The organism is Undibacterium sp. GrIS 1.8, assembly GCF_040544445.1.
Taxonomy (GTDB): Bacteria; Pseudomonadota; Gammaproteobacteria; order Burkholderiales; family Burkholderiaceae_D; genus Undibacterium.
The window spans coordinates 15,400-32,883 of sequence record NZ_JBEONQ010000033.1; the positions used below are offsets into that span (position 1 = coordinate 15,400).

15 protein-coding genes are annotated in these 17,484 nt (G+C 48.4%); 11 read left to right on the forward strand and 4 right to left on the reverse strand.

Going from position 1 to position 17,484, the window contains the following annotated elements; translation table 11 throughout:
- Window positions 1–9: 9 nt before the first annotated feature.
- Window positions 10–1,536, reverse strand: coding sequence for a peptide MFS transporter (locus tag AAKU64_RS15350; protein ID WP_323491917.1), 1,527 nt, complete (start codon window positions 1,534–1,536; stop codon window positions 10–12).
- Window positions 1,537–2,114: 578 nt separating this feature from the next.
- Between AAKU64_RS15350 and AAKU64_RS15355 the strand changes: the two genes are divergently transcribed.
- The 4 genes from AAKU64_RS15355 to AAKU64_RS15370 all read left to right on the forward strand — a co-directional run bounded on the left by AAKU64_RS15355 (window position 2,115) and on the right by AAKU64_RS15370 (window position 7,686).
- Entirely contained in the window at window positions 2,115–4,607 is a 2,493-nt protein-coding gene (locus tag AAKU64_RS15355) for an alpha/beta hydrolase family protein (protein ID WP_354362376.1), read from the forward strand.
- 258 nt (window positions 4,608–4,865) lie between these two features.
- Window positions 4,866–5,375 carry an ANTAR domain-containing response regulator gene (locus tag AAKU64_RS15360; protein ID WP_354362377.1) on the forward strand — a complete coding sequence of 170 codons (510 nt, stop codon included), beginning with the start codon at window positions 4,866–4,868 and terminating at the stop codon, window positions 5,373–5,375.
- A gap of 118 nt (window positions 5,376–5,493) precedes the next feature.
- A complete protein-coding gene (locus AAKU64_RS15365; protein WP_354362378.1) occupies window positions 5,494–6,870 on the forward strand; it encodes a sensor histidine kinase in 1,377 nt (458 codons plus the stop codon).
- A 57-nt stretch (window positions 6,871–6,927) separates the two neighbouring features.
- Window positions 6,928–7,686 carry a LytR/AlgR family response regulator transcription factor gene (locus AAKU64_RS15370; RefSeq protein ID WP_354362379.1) on the forward strand — a complete coding sequence of 253 codons (759 nt, stop codon included), beginning with the start codon at window positions 6,928–6,930 and terminating at the stop codon, window positions 7,684–7,686.
- 232 nt (window positions 7,687–7,918) lie between these two features.
- Here AAKU64_RS15370 and AAKU64_RS15375 read toward each other — a convergent pair whose 3' ends face one another.
- On the reverse strand, window positions 7,919–8,932 hold the full coding sequence (locus AAKU64_RS15375; RefSeq protein WP_354332326.1) for a transporter: 1,014 nt from the start codon (window positions 8,930–8,932) through the stop codon (window positions 7,919–7,921).
- Window positions 8,933–9,083: 151 nt separating this feature from the next.
- Between AAKU64_RS15375 and AAKU64_RS15380 the strand changes: the two genes are divergently transcribed.
- Genes AAKU64_RS15380 through AAKU64_RS15390 form a run of 3 tightly spaced genes read left to right on the forward strand, consistent with a single transcriptional unit; the run spans window position 9,084 to window position 10,339 of the window.
- Window positions 9,084–9,851, forward strand: coding sequence for a substrate-binding periplasmic protein (locus tag AAKU64_RS15380; RefSeq protein WP_354362380.1), 768 nt, complete (start codon window positions 9,084–9,086; stop codon window positions 9,849–9,851).
- 46 nt (window positions 9,852–9,897) lie between these two features.
- Window positions 9,898–10,158, forward strand: a complete 261-nt coding sequence (locus AAKU64_RS15385) for a hypothetical protein (protein WP_354332322.1) — start codon at window positions 9,898–9,900, stop codon at window positions 10,156–10,158.
- 16 nt (window positions 10,159–10,174) lie between these two features.
- Window positions 10,175–10,339 (forward strand): LytTR family DNA-binding domain-containing protein, encoded by a 165-nt coding sequence (locus tag AAKU64_RS15390; protein WP_354332320.1) that lies wholly within the window; start codon window positions 10,175–10,177, stop codon window positions 10,337–10,339.
- Window positions 10,340–10,364: 25 nt separating this feature from the next.
- On the opposite strand, the gene AAKU64_RS15395 is transcribed toward AAKU64_RS15390, so the two are convergent.
- Complete coding sequence (locus tag AAKU64_RS15395) at window positions 10,365–11,471, reverse strand: hypothetical protein (protein ID WP_354362381.1); 1,107 nt, start codon at window positions 11,469–11,471, stop codon at window positions 10,365–10,367.
- 276 nt (window positions 11,472–11,747) lie between these two features.
- Between AAKU64_RS15395 and AAKU64_RS15400 the strand changes: the two genes are divergently transcribed.
- Both AAKU64_RS15400 and nikR read left to right on the forward strand, forming a co-directional pair.
- On the forward strand, window positions 11,748–13,841 hold the full coding sequence (locus tag AAKU64_RS15400) for a TonB-dependent receptor (protein WP_354332317.1): 2,094 nt from the start codon (window positions 11,748–11,750) through the stop codon (window positions 13,839–13,841).
- An 82-nt stretch (window positions 13,842–13,923) separates the two neighbouring features.
- Complete coding sequence (gene nikR, locus AAKU64_RS15405; protein WP_354362393.1) at window positions 13,924–14,346, forward strand: nickel-responsive transcriptional regulator NikR; 423 nt, start codon at window positions 13,924–13,926, stop codon at window positions 14,344–14,346.
- A gap of 40 nt (window positions 14,347–14,386) precedes the next feature.
- Here nikR and AAKU64_RS15410 read toward each other — a convergent pair whose 3' ends face one another.
- Window positions 14,387–15,319 carry an AraC family transcriptional regulator gene (locus tag AAKU64_RS15410; RefSeq protein WP_354362382.1) on the reverse strand — a complete coding sequence of 311 codons (933 nt, stop codon included), beginning with the start codon at window positions 15,317–15,319 and terminating at the stop codon, window positions 14,387–14,389.
- A 160-nt stretch (window positions 15,320–15,479) separates the two neighbouring features.
- Between AAKU64_RS15410 and AAKU64_RS15415 the strand changes: the two genes are divergently transcribed.
- Both AAKU64_RS15415 and AAKU64_RS15420 read left to right on the forward strand, forming a co-directional pair.
- Window positions 15,480–16,598 (forward strand): zinc-binding alcohol dehydrogenase family protein, encoded by a 1,119-nt coding sequence (locus AAKU64_RS15415; protein ID WP_354362383.1) that lies wholly within the window; start codon window positions 15,480–15,482, stop codon window positions 16,596–16,598.
- Between the two features lie 74 nt (window positions 16,599–16,672).
- Entirely contained in the window at window positions 16,673–17,422 is a 750-nt protein-coding gene (locus tag AAKU64_RS15420; RefSeq protein ID WP_354362384.1) for a hypothetical protein, read from the forward strand.
- Window positions 17,423–17,484: the final 62 nt, after the last annotated feature.

Genomic DNA, 17,484 nt, shown 5'->3' on the forward strand with positions numbered 1-17,484 from the left:
TAGTACGATTTACTCAATGCCATGCATTTTTGCACGCATCCATTTATTCAAACTCATAAATACCAATCCAGCAGTGATAGGAATGATCGTGAATATCAGGAAGAAAGTCGACAGCGAGTAAGTCTCAGAAATATGATCAATATAACTTCCGGTAACGCCTGCCAGCTTATTCGCGATTGCAGTATTCAGGTACCAGACGCCAAACATCAAACCCAGTAAGCGCGGTGGTGCCAGTTTGCTGATGTAAGACAGTCCGACCGGAGAAATACAGAGCTCGCCCATTGTATGAAACAAGTAAGCAACGATTAAGAAAACCATACTGACAGAGGCTGTTTTTGCACCTGCAGGAATACTGGCCGAGCCATAAGACAGTGCGGCAAACCCTAAACCCAGCAAGACCAAGCCAACGCCAAACTTCACCGGACCGCTTGGATTCCAATATTTTTCCCATATTTTAGAAAACATCGGTGCCAGAATAACGATGAAAAACGAATTTAAAACGCCAAACCAGGTCGCTGGAACACTCGATTGATCGAGCGAGAATTCACGAGACAACATCCAGATCACGAGCGACCAGATCAATGCCATACAAACTACCAGCAGCATATTGGACATCAGATATTTCTTTGCCGTGCCACCAAATAATTTCACTAGTAACCAGGACAAAATCAAGGTCGGGATAACGGTAAGCAGACTATTAATGATTTTGAAAACCATTCCACTTGCGCCGATCAAAGAACGATCAGTATAGTCGGCTGCAAAAATGGTCATAGAACCGCCGGATTGCTCAAACGCGAACCAGAAGAAGATGGTGAAGAAAGAGAACACACAAATCGCTTTTAAACGATCAGCGACAATATGAGGTGCCGCTTCTTCATGCACGACCGTGCTGGTTTGTTGTGATTTAGAGAGACCGATTTCGCCAAAAATACCTTGGGCAAAATAAAACTGTACAGCGCCTAACAACATGAAAGCACCTGCCAGACCAAAACCTAAAGGCCAGGAAATTTTTTCACCGATATAGCCGCACAACAAAATACCGAAGAAAGCACCAGAATTGACGCCCATATAGAACAAGGTATAGCCACCGTCGCGACCACTCTCATTGTCCTTGGTATACAACTGACCAACGATGGCAGAAATATTCGGTTTGAACAAACCAGTACCGGCAACAACTAAGCCTAAACCCGTATAAAACATGGTGGGTGTATCAAACAGTAAGCAAGCATGTCCGGCCGCGATAATGAAGCCACCTAACACTACCGCTCTACGACTGCCGAGTATTTTGTCTGCAATATAGCCGCCTAAGATCGGTGTTAAGTACACTAGGCCTGTGTACCAGCCGTACAGCGACGTCGCATCAGCGCGAGTCCAGCCCCAGCCGCCTTTGGCAATCTCGGTGACTAAAAACAGCACCAGCAAAGCGCGCATGCCATAGTAAGAAAAACGCTCCCACATTTCTGTAAAAAACAGCACGAACAAACTATCTGGATGTCCCAAAATAGTGTGTGCCCCAGGATTTTGAATTTTGTTCAAATGACTCTCCGTAATCAGTTTTTGGATAAAAAGGGATTTTGTCCTGCTCTTTTTTGAATTTTGCTCAATGCGATTGGGAGTAAGCTCGCATGCTACCGTCACTCAATATTGTTTAACCCTGACAAATATCTGCTGGCCCTGGTTTGCTTATTTTTTAAGCGAATGGTATCAATTCGGCGGCTAGCTTACCATGTGCCTAGTCTGGCAAAGTCTGGCTAATGCCAGAACCGATATTTGTTTGCTGAAATTGAAGATAGACATTATTTTTTTCGGCATTTTGTATAAATCAATTCGTCTGGCGTTGTTTTATGTGTCATTTCTGTTTTGGTCAACTGTCAGCGCTAGACGCTTAATGGCGCGCTATTTGCGACACTCTTTTATGTCACTATTACTTCAGCAGCGGTCATTTTCTTAAGATGCTATCAATCTCTGAGATTGCATAGCGATAGGGCTGACGGCATAATCAATCGTCATTGATCACAACAGAAAAAATCTACAGACAATTTCCTGACTGATTTTTTTGTTCTCGCCTCCTTTGTACGATCTTTTTTGAATCAGTCGTTTTATTTAAGGGCATCATGCGTACTACACCGATCAAAATCTTTGCCTCGCTGATGAGTCTGACTATGATGTCTGCTGTCAGCGCTGCCGAAAGTCCTGCCGTGAACAATACTTATCAAATGCCTGCGGCTGAATTGCAAGCTGTAGTCGACGCCCCGCGTGGGCCATCTCTCCAAATGGGACCGCAGCGTAAAGTGGCCTTGCTGGTGAGTTTGCCTGGTTTGCCGTCTATCGCCGATGTGGCGCAACCCGAGCTTAAGCTGGCAGGTTTGCGTATTAATAGCAAAATGCGTGCTGCCAGCCGGTTTGAATTTGGTGACGGTATGTCGCTGCTCGACGTGGCGACGGGCAAAACCCGTAATGTTACTGGCTTGCCTACTAATCCGCGGATTGCGGATACTGCCTGGTCAGCAGACGAACGCTGGATTGCCTTTAGCCGCTGGAGCGATAGTGGTGTGGAACTCTGGTTGCTGGATGTAGAAAAAGCCAGCGCGCATCGCCTGATTAAAGAACCCTTAAATGCAGTTGCCGGTGGTGGTTTTACTTGGCTAAGTGGCTTATCCTTATCAACGCCAAATACGCCGCAAAAACTGCTAGTGCGGGTCAATCCGCTCAAGCAAGCTGCAGCACCTGTCGCACCTACTGCGCCAACGGGGCCGAATGTTCAAGAAAGTTTGGGCGGTAAGGTCACACAAAACCGGACTTATCCCGACATGTTGAAATCTCCTGCCGACGCCGATATGCTGGATTGGCAATTGCAAAGCCAGCTCGCTATCGTCACGACCAAAGGCGAGCTGCAACGCATCGGCGTCGCCACGACTTTGCTAGCCGCGCAACCATCACCCGATGGTAAATACATCCTGGCGACGCAATTGCGCCGTCCGTATTCCAATATGTTGCCGATTTCCCGCTTTCCGCAATTGGTAGAAATGTGGGATATGCAAGGCAAGAAGCTAAAAACGATGACGGAGCGTCCATTGCGTGACCGTCTGCCGCCGGGCAATGATGCGGTAGCAACCGGACCGCGCAACTATGGCTGGCGTAGTGATAAACCAGCGACCTTATATTGGGCGGAAGCGCAAGATGATGGTGATCCGAATAAAGAGGCTGCGGTACGCGATACGGTTTTTCAGCAAGCGGCACCATTCGACGGGACAAATCCTGAAAGCGCTCCAAAAAAATTACTAGATCTTGCAAGCCGTTTTGCCGATGTGGAATGGGGGCGCGATGATCTGGCGCTGGTCACCGAGTATTGGTGGAAGACCCGCGATGTGCACGTCTGGCGCATCCAGCCAGGACAGGCAGAGCAAACAAAACCTGAGCTGATCTTCTCGTACAAATCCGAAGACCGTTATGCCGACCCCGGCAATCCGTCCAAACGCATTAACGATTTTGGCCGCTCGGTCTTACGCACTGCAGCTGACGGCAACACCTTGTTCTTGCTGGGTACCGGTGCCAGCCCTGAAGGTGATCGTCCCTTTTTGGATGCCTTTGATTTAACGAGCAAAAAAACCACTCGCTTATGGCGCTCTGCCGCACCGTTTTATGAACAAGTGCTGACCGTATTAGACGACGCTGGCAAACATCTAATTACTAGCCGCGAAAGCGCCGACGAGCGGCCAAATTTTTATCTGCGCGATCTGAGCACGACTGCCGAACCACGCGCATTGACGCAGTTTTCGCACCCGACACCGCAATTTAAAGGGGTGCAAAAACAGCAGATCAACTACAAGCGTGCCGATGGCGTAGCATTGTCTGCGACGCTGTATTTACCGCCTGGCTACGATGCTAAACGCGACGGTCCGCGACCAATGCTGATGTGGGCATATCCGGAGGAATTTAAATCTGCGGCAGCGGCGGGGCAGGTCAAGGATTCTCCTTACAAGTTCAACCGGATTAGCTATTGGGGGCCGCAGGTCATGCTGGCACGCGGCTACACCGTACTGGATCATCCGGCGATGCCGATTGTAGGCGAAGGCAAACAAGAGCCGAACGATACCTACCTGCCGCAACTGAAGATGGATGCCGAGGCCGCTGTGGATGAAGTCGTGCGTCTGGGTGTGGCAGATCGCAGCAAGATTGCGATTGGCGGCCATAGCTACGGTGCATTTATGACCGCGAATTTGCTGGCGCATACCCGACTGTTCCGCGCCGGGATTGCGCGTTCTGGCGCTTACAACCGTAGCCTAACGCCATTTGGTTTCCAATCCGAAGACCGCAATTTCTGGGATGCGAAAGAGGTCTATCAGGCGATGGCACCATTTAATTTTGCAGACCAGATCAAAGACCCTATTCTGTTTATCCATGGCGAGCAGGACAATAATCCGGGTACATTCCCGATACAAAGTGAGCGCATGTATCAGGCATTGCAAGGTCTGGGCGCAGTGACTAAATTGGTGACGCTGCCAAACGAGAGCCACGCTTATCGCGCCCGCGAATCGATTTTGCAAATGTTATATGAGCAGGATCAATGGCTGGTTAAGTATGTGAAGAACGCCAAGTCCAATTAGGCCCACGCCCGGGAGCGTCTAAAAATGCTTTAGCCGAGATGCAGTCCCAGGCGAAATATAGCATTATCGGGGAGTATCTATAATTTATAGTCAGTTGTCCAAATAAAGTATGGACGATAGGGCTTAGAATTATGGTACTCCTATCTAGTATGAAGAAGAAATATTTGACGGCAATATATATCAGCAATATTCTCTTGGCACAAAGCAGAGGTTTTCATTTATGCTACTTCTACTCCCTCATCTAAGCTAAAACTCTTTATGTTAAAAGCCGTCATCCTCGATAACCAGGCAGTTGCGCGCAACTTGCTCAGTTCCGTATTGACCACTGGCGGCCACGAAATCGTGGGGGACGGCAATACCAGTCCGGCGGTGTTAGCGCGGATAGTCAAACTCAAACCACAAATCGTCTGCGTTGATATTGGCGAAACCAATCAAGAAGGCTTAACTCTGCTCGATACCTTGCGGTCAGAATTACCAAAAGCCTTAATTTTTTTGGTGTCAGCAAAAATTGATGCGCCGACCTTGCAAGCAGCGCAAGAACGCGGCGTGCAAGGCTTTATTGTGAAGCCATTTAACTCAGTCGCGGTACTGGCATCGATCCGCAATACGATTATCCGGATCGCTAAGCAACAAGTTAGCAAGCCAACTGATGCTGCTGTCGATATTGCTTCCGATACTGCGTCCAACGCTGCTTCTGACGCCGTTACTAGTTCTGTTACTAGTCCTGTTCCTAATGCGGACTCTCAAGATAGTGCAAAAAAGGGATAGCGCCTGTCGCGTTCGTCACAGCCCAGTACTAACTCATCCGGCTGAAACCCGTTTTGTCGCATTCTTCCCCATTTTTCTGGGTTAACCTTACAGTGCAGTCACTACGTAAGGATCTGCCATGACACCAACTCCATCCGCTTTACATCAGCGACAAATAGACCAACCGCTGCCGTCAGAAGTCTCGCTGCAAAGTGATACCTGGTTGACCCGCGCCCGTAACTATCCGGTTTTTTCCCGCACCTGGTATCGCTACCGCATGCAAGCTTGCTTCGGCGTGTTAATCCCTACCTTACTGTTTTGCGCTCTGATTGGCTTAATGATCAATTCAGATATGCGCAAATTTTTAACAGCCGCAATACCAATTACGATTAGTTTTTTTAGCTTGCATCTGGTCGGTACTTTAGCCGCGGTCTGGGTCAGGCAACGCAACTACCGAGAGAGAAAAGAGGTAGTCCTATTAATTCTTGCCTTGTTGTTGGGCGCTGCTTTCAGCTACGGCGTCTTTAATGGCACACGCTACGCGACAAAATATGTTGCCTATGGCGATGGAAACATCACCATTTACCTCGATGCCAACGCAAAAATAGATACCGACAAAGAGCATCCGAAAAATAAACCTGCAAGTACATCTTCTGCTTTTTCTGCTGGCGTAAGCGATGGTGCGGCGGCTGGTGCGGCTGGTGCAACTACTGGCAAACCAAAAGATAGCAGCGATCGGATCAGCAATTCATCCACCATCATGGCAGGCGATATTGTGGGAAATTTAACCGCGGCTGGTTTTCTGATCTACGCAGGCGGCGGCGTTGATCTGTGGCTGTTCTTCCGCCAGCGCAAACGTCTGGTTGAAGCCTTGCGTTTGCAAGAACTGCGGCGCGAGCAAGAGGCACGTCGTGAGGCTGAGTTGCGCTTATCGGTTTTGGTAGCGCAAGTGGAACCGCACTTTTTGTTTAATACACTGGCCGGCGTGCGTTCAGCGATTCTGACGGAACCCGGCAGAGCCACCGCAATTGTGGATCATCTAGTCGATTATTTACGGGCGACTATTCCACAAATGCGTAACGACGGCAGCGCTGAGCAGGCACGCTTATCCAAACAACTAGAAGCCGTGCGGGCTTATCTGTCTTTGATGCAGGCGCGGATTCCACGCCTGAGTTTATCGGTGGAGTCGGATGTGGTCGATGCTGCCTTACCGCCGCTGATGCTGATCTCTCTGGTCGAAAACGCGATCAAACACGGCATAGAACCAAAGATAGGGCCGGCACATATTACGGTTACCGCAAAAGTGTTAGAGCATGAGGACGACGCGGAGTATTTAGAATTGTCCGTCGCCGATAATGGCGTCGGTTTTGGCGGCACCACATCGGGCAGCGGCATTGGTCTGGCCAATATTCAGGAGCGTTTGCAATCCATGTACGGCAAGCACGCCAGCCTGACAATCAAAGCCCGCCCTGAGGGTGGCGTGATCGCCAGTATTGTTTTACCTTTGTCCGCATAAATTCTGACTATTCGCTACGCTCAACATCTCGCCATCATTCTATAGACGACTACGATTATGACCACCACCGCCATCATTGCCGACGACGAAGATTTACCCCGCAAAGAGTTGCGCCGCATGCTGGCCGACCAGTGGCCGGAGCTGCGTATTCTCGCCGTGTGCGAACATGGTGCCGATGCGTTGGAGGCGATACAAGAACATGCACCCGATATCGCTTTCTTAGATATCCGTATGCCGGGCTTGAGCGGCCTCGATGTTGCCAACGCCGTCAAAGGTCGCTGCCATGCGGTGTTTACTACCGCATACGATAACCATGCCTTAGAAGCGTTTTCGGCTGGTGCGATTGATTATTTGCTCAAACCGATTTCGCCATTGCGTTTGCAAGAAGCGATTGATCGTTTAAAACAACGCTTCGCCACCCAACAAACTGCGCCAGATATCAGCCAGCTGATGCTAGAACTGGACAAGCGCTTGCGTACTCCCGCCGCAGAACGCATACGTTGGATCAGTGCCAGCGTGGGCGATACGATCAAGATGTTCCCGGTAGAAAAAATCCTGTTCTTTAGTTCGGACGAAAAATACACCCGTGTCGTCAGCAGCGAGGACGAGGCGCACGTCCGCAAATCACTCAAAGAAATTATTGATGGTCTGGACCCAGAATTATTCTGGCAAATCCACCGCAGCATCGTCATCCGTGCCGACGCCATCACCCGCGCGCACCGCGATGAGATGGGCAAATTTACCGTGGAACTGCGCGGTTCCAAAGAGAAGCTCAAAGTCAGCCAAGCCTATGCATGGCGTTTTAAAGCGATGTGATTTTTTTACCTGGCCTTGCTAAATTTCGCTTAATTTTTCTGAACGCGACTAAAACTATAAGATTGTTTGGCGTATTTGGTATGCAACTTAATATTAATACTCCCGATGAGTATTAATTAATTGTCCATATAAAGTCTGGACAATACGGCATATTCTATAAAAAATAAGGGGAGTATATTGATTGATAGGGTGCGCATCGCACACCTTACCAATATCATTAGAACCATCTAGCTCAATCCCGGTTACGAAACGCCAGCCAACCTGCAATCACCGTAAACGTCGCCACAATCGCCACCACGATCCAAAAGCCGTCTTCATGCTGCGCTAACGGAATACCGCCGACATTCATCCCGAATAAACCAGCGATGATGTTGATCGGTAGTGCCAGCACGGTGACGATGGTTAAAACAAATAGTGAGCGATTATTTTGTTCGTTCACGCCGGCAGCGATTTCTTCTTGCAGCAACTTAATCCGCTCTTGTAGCGATGCCATATCGCTTAGCACTACCGCAAACTCTTCTGTTGATTGCCGCAACTCTTGTACATCACTCTCTGCGACCCAGACTGGTGGCTTTTGTAGCAGACGGAAGAGCGCCGCTGGCTCTGGTGCCAGCAGTCTTTGCAGGCGCACCAGGACGCGGCGCAGTTCGCCTAATCTGGCGCGTTTGTGATTGAGTCGTTCAGCCAATAATTTGTCTTCAATCTCATCCACTTTGGTAATCGCGTTGCGTACGATACCGATCAGCACATCGGCCTGATCGCGGAATAAATGCGTCAGTAATTCTGTCGGCGAATGAAATAACTCGCCATGATTCACCGCATTCCGCAGGCGATCTACCGATTGCAAAGGCTTGCGCCTTGCACTGATCAGGACCTTGTTGGTTAAACTAAGCCATAACGTAGCGATATCAGAAACATCGAACGCAAAATCATGCAAGACGTCGTTGACCACCGCAATCAGACCATTATCGGCATGCTCGATCCGGGTTGAACGCGACCCCTCATGCAGCGTTTCATAAAACTCTTCGGGCAAGTCGGTATGCTCATGCAGCCATTTTTCTGCCGCGACATTACTCAGATTAAAGTGCAGCCAAATAAACGCATCTGCCTTCTCAGCGACGGGCTTTTGCAGCCATGCCAAGGCTTCTGGCGTGTGTACCACTTGCCCGGCTTGTCCCTGCACAAATACATAGCCACAAATCAATCCGGACAAATCTGATCCATACGACAACTGATCAATTTGCATCTTGCCATCCCTAGTGAAAAAAATTGGACTTATTGTAAGCGTAGAAAGTCACAAAAACCGTAAAAAAGCGTTTTTTACAAAACGAATATATTGCAATGCATTATGATCATGTCCAGGGAATTAATTTCTGAACCTTCATTCTGGAGTGGGTATGCACCGTTGTAGTATGTTGATCAGCCGCTTAAGCTTTATCACTCTGCTCTATCTGGTTTTGTCCCCTTTTAGCAATGCCGCTATTGCCCAACAAAAAAGCCTGATCCTGACGACGGAAGACTATCCCTCATTCAATATCGTCGATCCTGAAACCCGCAAGATAAACGGCATCTCCACAGAAAAAGTAACTGAAATCATGCGCCGTGCCGGGGTCGCGATCAGCATCCAAGCTTACCCTTGGGCGCGCTCCTACCTGATGGCGCAACGGGATACTGATACCTGCGTTTTTTCTACTACCCGTACCCCGCAACGCGAAGCTTTATTCAAATGGGTAGGGCCGCTGGTTAAAAATAACTGGGTCATTTTTGGGCGGGCAGATGATACGCGCAAGCCTAAAAATATCGACGATTTACGTGGCTATATCATTGGGGTATATCGCCAGGGTGCGGTGAGTGAGTTTTTTAGTTACAACGGCATACAAATCGATATCGCCAACTATGATGAAGAAAACCCACGCAAGCTGATGTATAAGCGTTTTGATTTTTGGGCCACCGGCGAAAAACTTGGTAACAGACTGATCAAAGCCAAAGGATATACGGGCAAAATTGTGCCGCTGTTCCAATTTAATCAGGTCGAGTTATACCTTGCCTGCAATCCGCTTACGGCGCAAAGCAATATCGACCTTTACAACAAAATCCTGAGAGACATGGAGAAGGACGGCACCGTGTCCGCGATAGAACGTAAATATCAGTATCAATCTCAGTGAGCTGATGCCCCAGCACGTCGCGTAAAGTAGGTATCGATTTTCGTGCTTGTCGCACACATCCTCAGCCTCCGTCACCCAAATTCCGTCCTCCATCGCAACCGTCTTGTTAGTCAATGGTGCGCTGACTAACATAGGCATCGTTATCAACTACTTCGGAGTACCAAATGAAATACGGAAAAACAATCCTGGCCGCAGCACTGATCGCCGCCGCGATGAACTTATCATTTGCTGGGATGTACAACTTGGCATACCCAAAACCTGGAACGTGAATACGGGTTATCAAGACCACTATCCGCACCCCGATTAAAGACCTGGCACTGCAATTGGATACAGAAAAATTCTGGCAAATCTCACGCAGTACGATTGTGAATGTCGCCGCAATTGATGCGGTACAAAGAGTCGATGGCGGCTTAGCTTTTCGTATCCACGGTGATGCCGGATGGATAGCTGTATCACAGGCGTTTCAGCATCAATTTAAGCAAATGTGATTTTAGAATTATTTACTGAGTATTTTTAATACTGCTTTTGACTACCTACGTTCGCTGCTGGTTTGATTTTCCTTGTATTGCTAGGGAAGGGAAAATAACCGCTTGTCTTCAACTGCCAAGATTGCAAACGGTTCTTTTCAACTGGTCGTGCGCCAGCTAGTTGCATAGAGACTTGGCCTGCGATAGCCCAAGACCTAAGGTCTAAACTTAGTCGCCATGCTAACAAGGCATCCATTACACCTGCCTGTAGCCAAACGTCCCACGGCGACTCATCATGCTTCAAACCCTGATGTACTGCATCTACCAACCGGTGTAAGCATAATCTGGCCTGGTTGTTGTCAGAGACAGTCTTAAAATTTTTAAGCAGGGCATTTTTGCCAGCAGACCGCTTTGCCATGATCGTCATGACGTATTGCACTTGTTGCATGGTAAGACGCACGGTTTGTTTTGGTATCGGTGCAGTGAGTGGTATTACTGGGGCTAGCCGTGGACGCGTAGCAAAACAAGACCCCAGCATCAGAGCAGCCAGTCTTAACCATTCTTGCGGTTGCAGACCATCGGTCGCATCTGTCTGTTGCGATAAGGCGTAGACCTCTTCGTAAGTGCGATCAGCTTTTGCACGATTGGCCAAGGTACTCACAACCGCTAAATTATGCGGTGCGTAGGCTGCGTCGTTGTTTAAGCGGTCAACCGACCAATCGGTATCTTTTAACTCTCCATGCGTAAGTGCACGACGAGTTACCGGGCATTGCTCTACGTCAATCTGCTGAATCAAATCAGGGTTAATTTGTGGATCGACAATTCTGTGTCGGCGCAATGCGTTTAAGCGTAATTGCAGATATTTGTTGATATATCGATTGCCTAGTTTTTTAACCACATTGATCGACGCTGCATGCAAAAATCCTTCGACCACACTCTGCGGCCAATCGGTGCAAGGCTGTCGTTTTCCGAACTGGAACAAGTCGTAGCCTAGTACGCGACCAATTTCAGCAATATCAAGATCATCCATGAAGCCAATCACCTTTTTTGGATTGATGACAATAATCGATGGCCTCGTCAGGCTTAAAAATTTAGTTAAACCGGTCTCAATATGAGTGCCATATTTTTGTATGAAGATTATCAGATTCCTCATACAAAAGAAGAACTTTTACATCTCTATTTATAACTTCTAAGTATTTTGAATTAATTGAATCCAATGACGATTATTTGCCGTATTAAGAAAATAGCAAAAGTATGATGATGTGATTTATAAGTATCTGAGTTATAGAATTTGTAGTATTTTTATTAAGTAACTAATAGCCCGTTCGTACGGAAAAAATCTTTACTAATTGCGGAAAAATTGAAATAACGTATGATTATTTAATTTTTTATCATACAAAAAGCGTAAAACCATTATTGGGAGCAACACATGCTAAAGAAGAAAAATATCGCCGTCCTTACTACACTTGCGCTACTTTGTATGCAAGCGACACAAGCTCAAACGAGCGCTACTAAGGACGCTGATAATACAAAAAATAGCAAAGATGGCGATGCTATCCAGACCGTCACGGTAGCGGGCAATTACGATAATGCGATCGGTACTTCCAACGCAGCCAGTCAGGGTTCCGTTACTGCCAATCTGATCAGCAACCGGCCTGCGCTGCGCGCCGGTGAATTATTGGAATTTGTACCCGGCATGATCGTGACTCAGCATAGCGGCGATGGCAAGGCAAACCAATATTTTTTACGCGGCTTTAATCTGGATCACGGTACTGATTTTGCGACCTATGTGGATGGCATGCCGGTGAATATGCGTAGCCATGCACATGGTCAGGGCTATTCGGATCTGAACTTTTTAATGCCCGAACTGGTACAGCGCATCGATTATAAAAAGGGACCTTATTTTGCCGACGAAGGCGATTTTGCTTCAGCGGGCGCAGCACATATCCGGCTGGTAGATAAGTTACCTCAAGGGATTGCGAGTCTATCTTTAGGTAGTTACGGTTATCAACGTGCCGTGCTGGCGAATTCTCTCGCTGCGGCAAACGGCACGCTGCTATATGGTCTGGAATTAAACCGTAACAACGGTCCATGGGACACACCAGAAAATGTTCGTAAATACAGCGGCATATTGCGATACAGCCAAGGCACGCAAGATGACGGTTTTAATGTTACTGCGATGGCATATAAAAATAGCTGGAACTCGACTGATCAGGTTCCCTTACGCGCTGTGCAATCGGGTTTGATCGACCGTTTTGGCGCGATCGATCCTAGCGACGGCGGGCAAACCTCGCGCTATAGTTTGTCGTACTCCATGCGTAAACGTACTCAGGATTCTTTGTTTGAAATGGATGCCTACGCGGTGCAATCTTCGCTCGATCTGTTCAGCAATTTCACTTATTTTCTGGACAATCCAGATGGTGGCGATCAGTTCAATCAAAGCGAGCGTCGGCGTATGCTGGGCTTTAACGTGAGTCAGAGCTGGTTTAGCAATATCGGCGGACTGGATATGCGCAACAAAGTAGGTTTGCAAACCCGTTACGATAATGTATCGCCGGTCGGTATCTACAACACCATCGCGCAACAACGTGTCTCCACCATACGCCAGGATGAGGTAAAAGAAGCCAGCGCTGGCTTGTATGCCGAGAACACCATACAGTGGCTGCCCAAGTTGAGAAGCATCGCTGGCGTGCGTTACGACGCCTACCATTTTGATGTGAACAGCAGCATACAAGGCGACTCTGGCAAAGTGAACGACCATATCATCTCGCCCAAACTATCGCTGATTTTTGGGCCATGGGATAAGACTGAATACTTCGCCAATTATGGCAGCGGCTTCCATAGCAATGATGCGCGTGGCACTACGCAAACACGCTTACCTGATGGCGGCGCATCAACACCAGTGACACCTTTAGTCAAAACCAAGGGTGGTGAATTAGGCATGCGGACTGAAATTATTCCGGGCCTGCAAAGCTCACTGGCGCTTTGGCGTCTGGATATAGATTCAGAACTTTTGTTCGTTGGTGACGCCGGAGAAACTGAGCCTAGCCGCGCCAGCCGACGCACAGGAATTGAATGGAATAATCATTACATCGCCGCGCCATGGTTGTTGCTTGATCTGGACTTGGCAGCGTCTCGCGCACGCTACACACAGTACGATCCGGTTGGTGCATATATCCCTGGCTCTATCGACCGGGTGGCCTCCTTTGGCGTTACCGTTACCGATGTGGGCCGCTGGTATGGTGGCTTTGATCTACGCTATTTTGGTCCACGCCCTCTGGTCGAAGATAACAGCGTACGCTCGTCGTCCACCACATTGGCCTATGCACGCGTCGGCTATAAAATATCACCTAAAACAAAACTTACACTAGATGTATTCAACCTGTTTGACAAGCAAGCTAGTGACATCGATTATTACTATCAATCCCGCTTGAAGGGCGAATCGCCAGATGGAGTTAATGATGTCCATTTCCATCCGGTAGAACCTCGTACGATGCGGTTGAGCTTAGTACATAATTTTTAATCCGAATCCGTCATCATCCCCATTCCATTTTTCATCATGAAGGAACACCATGCGACGCTTAACCATTTGAGTCGATGACGATCTGGCAGATGCTTTTGATCAGTTGGTAGAAAGCAGAGGCTATTTAAATCGCTCCGAGGCTTTTCGTGATCTGGTGCGTAAAGAATTGGGCGAAGCCGATGTCGCCACCGGAAAAGCCAAATGGTGCGTAGCAACCGTCAGCTATGTCTATGACCATCACGAACGCCAATTAGCCAATCGTCTGACCCACATGCAGCATGAGCACCACGATATTGCTATCGCCTCGCAACACATCCATCTGGATCATGACAATTGTTTAGAAACCGTCGTGCTGAAAGGAAAAATGGCCGAGGTGCGCGCCTGCGCTGATGCCATCATTTCACAAACCGGGGTTCGGCATGGCAATGTACATGTGGTACCGGTAGACATCAAAAAAGAGAAATATTCACTGGTAGGACATACTCATGTTCACCCTCATCGATGAGATTATTTTATTGCTGAGTGTCTAGGAATTCGGAAGCAGCTCAGATGCTGGTGTTCGTATTTTGACTACGGCTATATTCCCGGGGAGAGCATTGCATGACACGCTTGAAAGCGGTGCTGAACGCGCTCTCAGATTCATAGCCGAGTGAGGGGGCAATCACTGCGATCGACTCATTCGAGTTCAACAATCTGTCTCCGGCAAGTAGCATTCTCCATCGTGTCAGATACTCCATTGGCGACTCTCCTACTGTCTTTTTAAATCTCAGCGCGAAGGTCGAACGGGACATATGCACACGATCCGCCAGGCTTTGTATAGTCCATTTATGCGCCGGATGACGATGCATCTCGTTGATAGCAGCGCTGATCTGCTTGTCGGTCAATGCATAAAGCCATCCCACACCACCACTCGACCCTTCCGATCCTTCAGCAAGGAAGAGTCGCAGCGCCTGCACCAGCATCAGGTGTGCAAGATGTTGCGCCATCAAAAAGCCACCCGGTTGCGGCTCTCTTAGCTCCCGCATGATCTGTTCTATCGAACCGCGCAGTGCTTCTTTGTCTGACTCTTTTCGTATGTGGATGATTGCTGGCAAAGCTCCCAATAGCATGCCAGCGTGCCTACCCGTAAATTCGAAAAACCCTCCCCAGCCGTAGCAATCGCCTCCGCCGTTAACGGTAACAGTATCGCCTTCAGGTACAAGGGGGAACACCTCTCCTGCATCAACCGGTAGCAAGTTAGGATCACTGCCGAGACGAACTGCATATCCCTTCGGTAATAAAACGCAGTCACCCTGCTTGAGAGGTATCGATTCCGCGACGCCTTCAACACTCAGCGTGCACTGTCCGGAAAGTACGGCATAACACTTGATACCTTGCTGTTCCGGAATCCGTATCGACCATTGTCCCCCCGCATCCAGTCCACGGAACATATAGCTGCGTGGCTTGAGCAAAGATAGAACATCAGAGAGCGGATCCATGGTCATTCCCGGACGATTGAAAAGATAACTCAGACTATAGAGCATGGATCGTCTTAAGACAACCATCTATCATTTGTCTATCAAAACCTTATGCAGCCCAGCACAGACTGATGCAGGTGGATACGAGCTAATACGAGCTATTAATCACAGAGAGTTTCAAATGACGACAAATACCGCTGCGTGGATATCAACGAAACGAGCTAATCTTGATGTAAAGCCTGCACCGTACACTCCACCGAAAGACAACGAAATTGTTGTCAAGAACCGGGCTATCGCCATCAATCCGCTGGATTGGATACTCCAAAGTGCAGGCGAATTGGTATTTTCCTGGATCAAATATCCGTTTATTCTTGGCTCAGACCTCGCGGGGGAGGTAGTCGAGGTTGGCAAAAATGTGACTCGCTTCCAACCGGGTCAGCGCGTCCTGGCTCACGCGGTTGGAAGCGATCCAAAGCGAAACAGTGCGGCGGAAGGTGCTTTTCAAACCTATACCGTCGTCCTCGAACACATGGCATCACCGATCCCTGACCATATGCCTTATGAGAGTGCTGCCGTTCTTCCGCTGGGACTATCGACCGCCGCTTGCAGCTTGTTTGAAAAAGACCAGCTGGCGCTACAACATCCCTCGGTGACTCCCAAACGAACAGGAAAAACGCTACTCGTTTGGGGAGGTTCAACCAGTGTTGGTAGCAACGCTATTCAGCTCGCGGTTGCCGCTGGCTACGAAGTGATCACAACTGCCTCGCCCCACAATTTTGATTACGTCAGAAAACTCGGCGCTAGCCAAGTATTTGACTATAAAAGTAAAACTGTGATCACCGATATCATCAACGCTTTTAATGGCAAAACTACTGCAGGTGCCTTAGCCATTGGAGCAGGTTCTATGGAAGCGTGTCTGGATATTATTCACGCATGCAAGGGGAATAAGTTCATCTCTATGGCGACGTTTCCGGTCAGTTTTCAGAAGATGAAAAAGGACTCCAACCTGCGGCTACAGTTTTTCCGTCAATTACCCAAACTCATCGCTTTCGTGATCTCGATGCTACTGAAGTCGCGCTTAAGAGGCATTCGGACGAAGGCCGTCTTTGGCAGCTCGTTGATTGCAAACGAGGTGAGTAAAATTGTCTATGTCGATTTCTTACCGCAAGCATTAGCAGCAGGAAAATTCCTTGCGGCACCAGCACCGTATGTGATCGGCAAAGGTCTAGAACATGTACAGGCAGGCCTGGATATGCAAAGAAGTGGTGTGTCCGCTAGCAAAATAATTATCGCCCTTTGAGAGACAGTTATTCGCAGAATATTTAAAACTGTCGCATGCTAATAAACTCAGAATTCTAAGAAGGGAGCAGTTCTATGACTTCACTCAATACAGCGCATAAGACACTGATCATTTATGGCTTATTCATGGTACTTGCGATGGTACCTACGTATATCTGGTCGAAGTTAGATTCAAGGACAATTCGTGAGGTCGGTGTGTGGGTAAAGCCCATGAAATTCATGGCGGCAATGGCATTATTTGCCATCACTTCCGCATGGCTGATGTTGATTTCCGGAGTGAGCTCAGAAGCTAACTCCTCACTCAAATGGATCGCTATATTAATAGTCAGTACCTCTTCCTTTGAAGTGGGATATATCACCCTCCAAGCCATCATGGGAGAAGCATCTCACTACAATACGTCGGATTTACTGCATACCGTCATGTGTGCTCTGATGGGATTGTTCGCCGTATGTCTGACTGCATCGCAAGCGATACTCGCTTGGGTGATCTGGACTCACAATAGCAATTCGACCGCATCGGTAACGCTGATCGGGATTACGGTTGGTTTGATACTGACCTTTGTGCTTGCCACGGTGAGCGGCTTTCTTCTCGGGGGTAATCAGCCCCCACAAGGGATGGGGCTGCCAATAGTCGGATGGCATTTTTATAAAGATATCCGGCCATCGCACTTTCTCGGCGTTCACGCTCAGCAATTCATACCCGCCTTTGGTCTGTTGGCTGACCGGTTTCTGGGACAGTCAGCTTTTGTGGGGTTTAGTGCTATGACGATAGGCTACCTTCTGGCATGGGCAAGTTTAACTTGGGCAGGGCTGATGAGGTCGTAATGAGAGTAAAAGACAAGCCGTAGTAACATCAAAACTTTAAAGAAAAATGTATTCAATACACA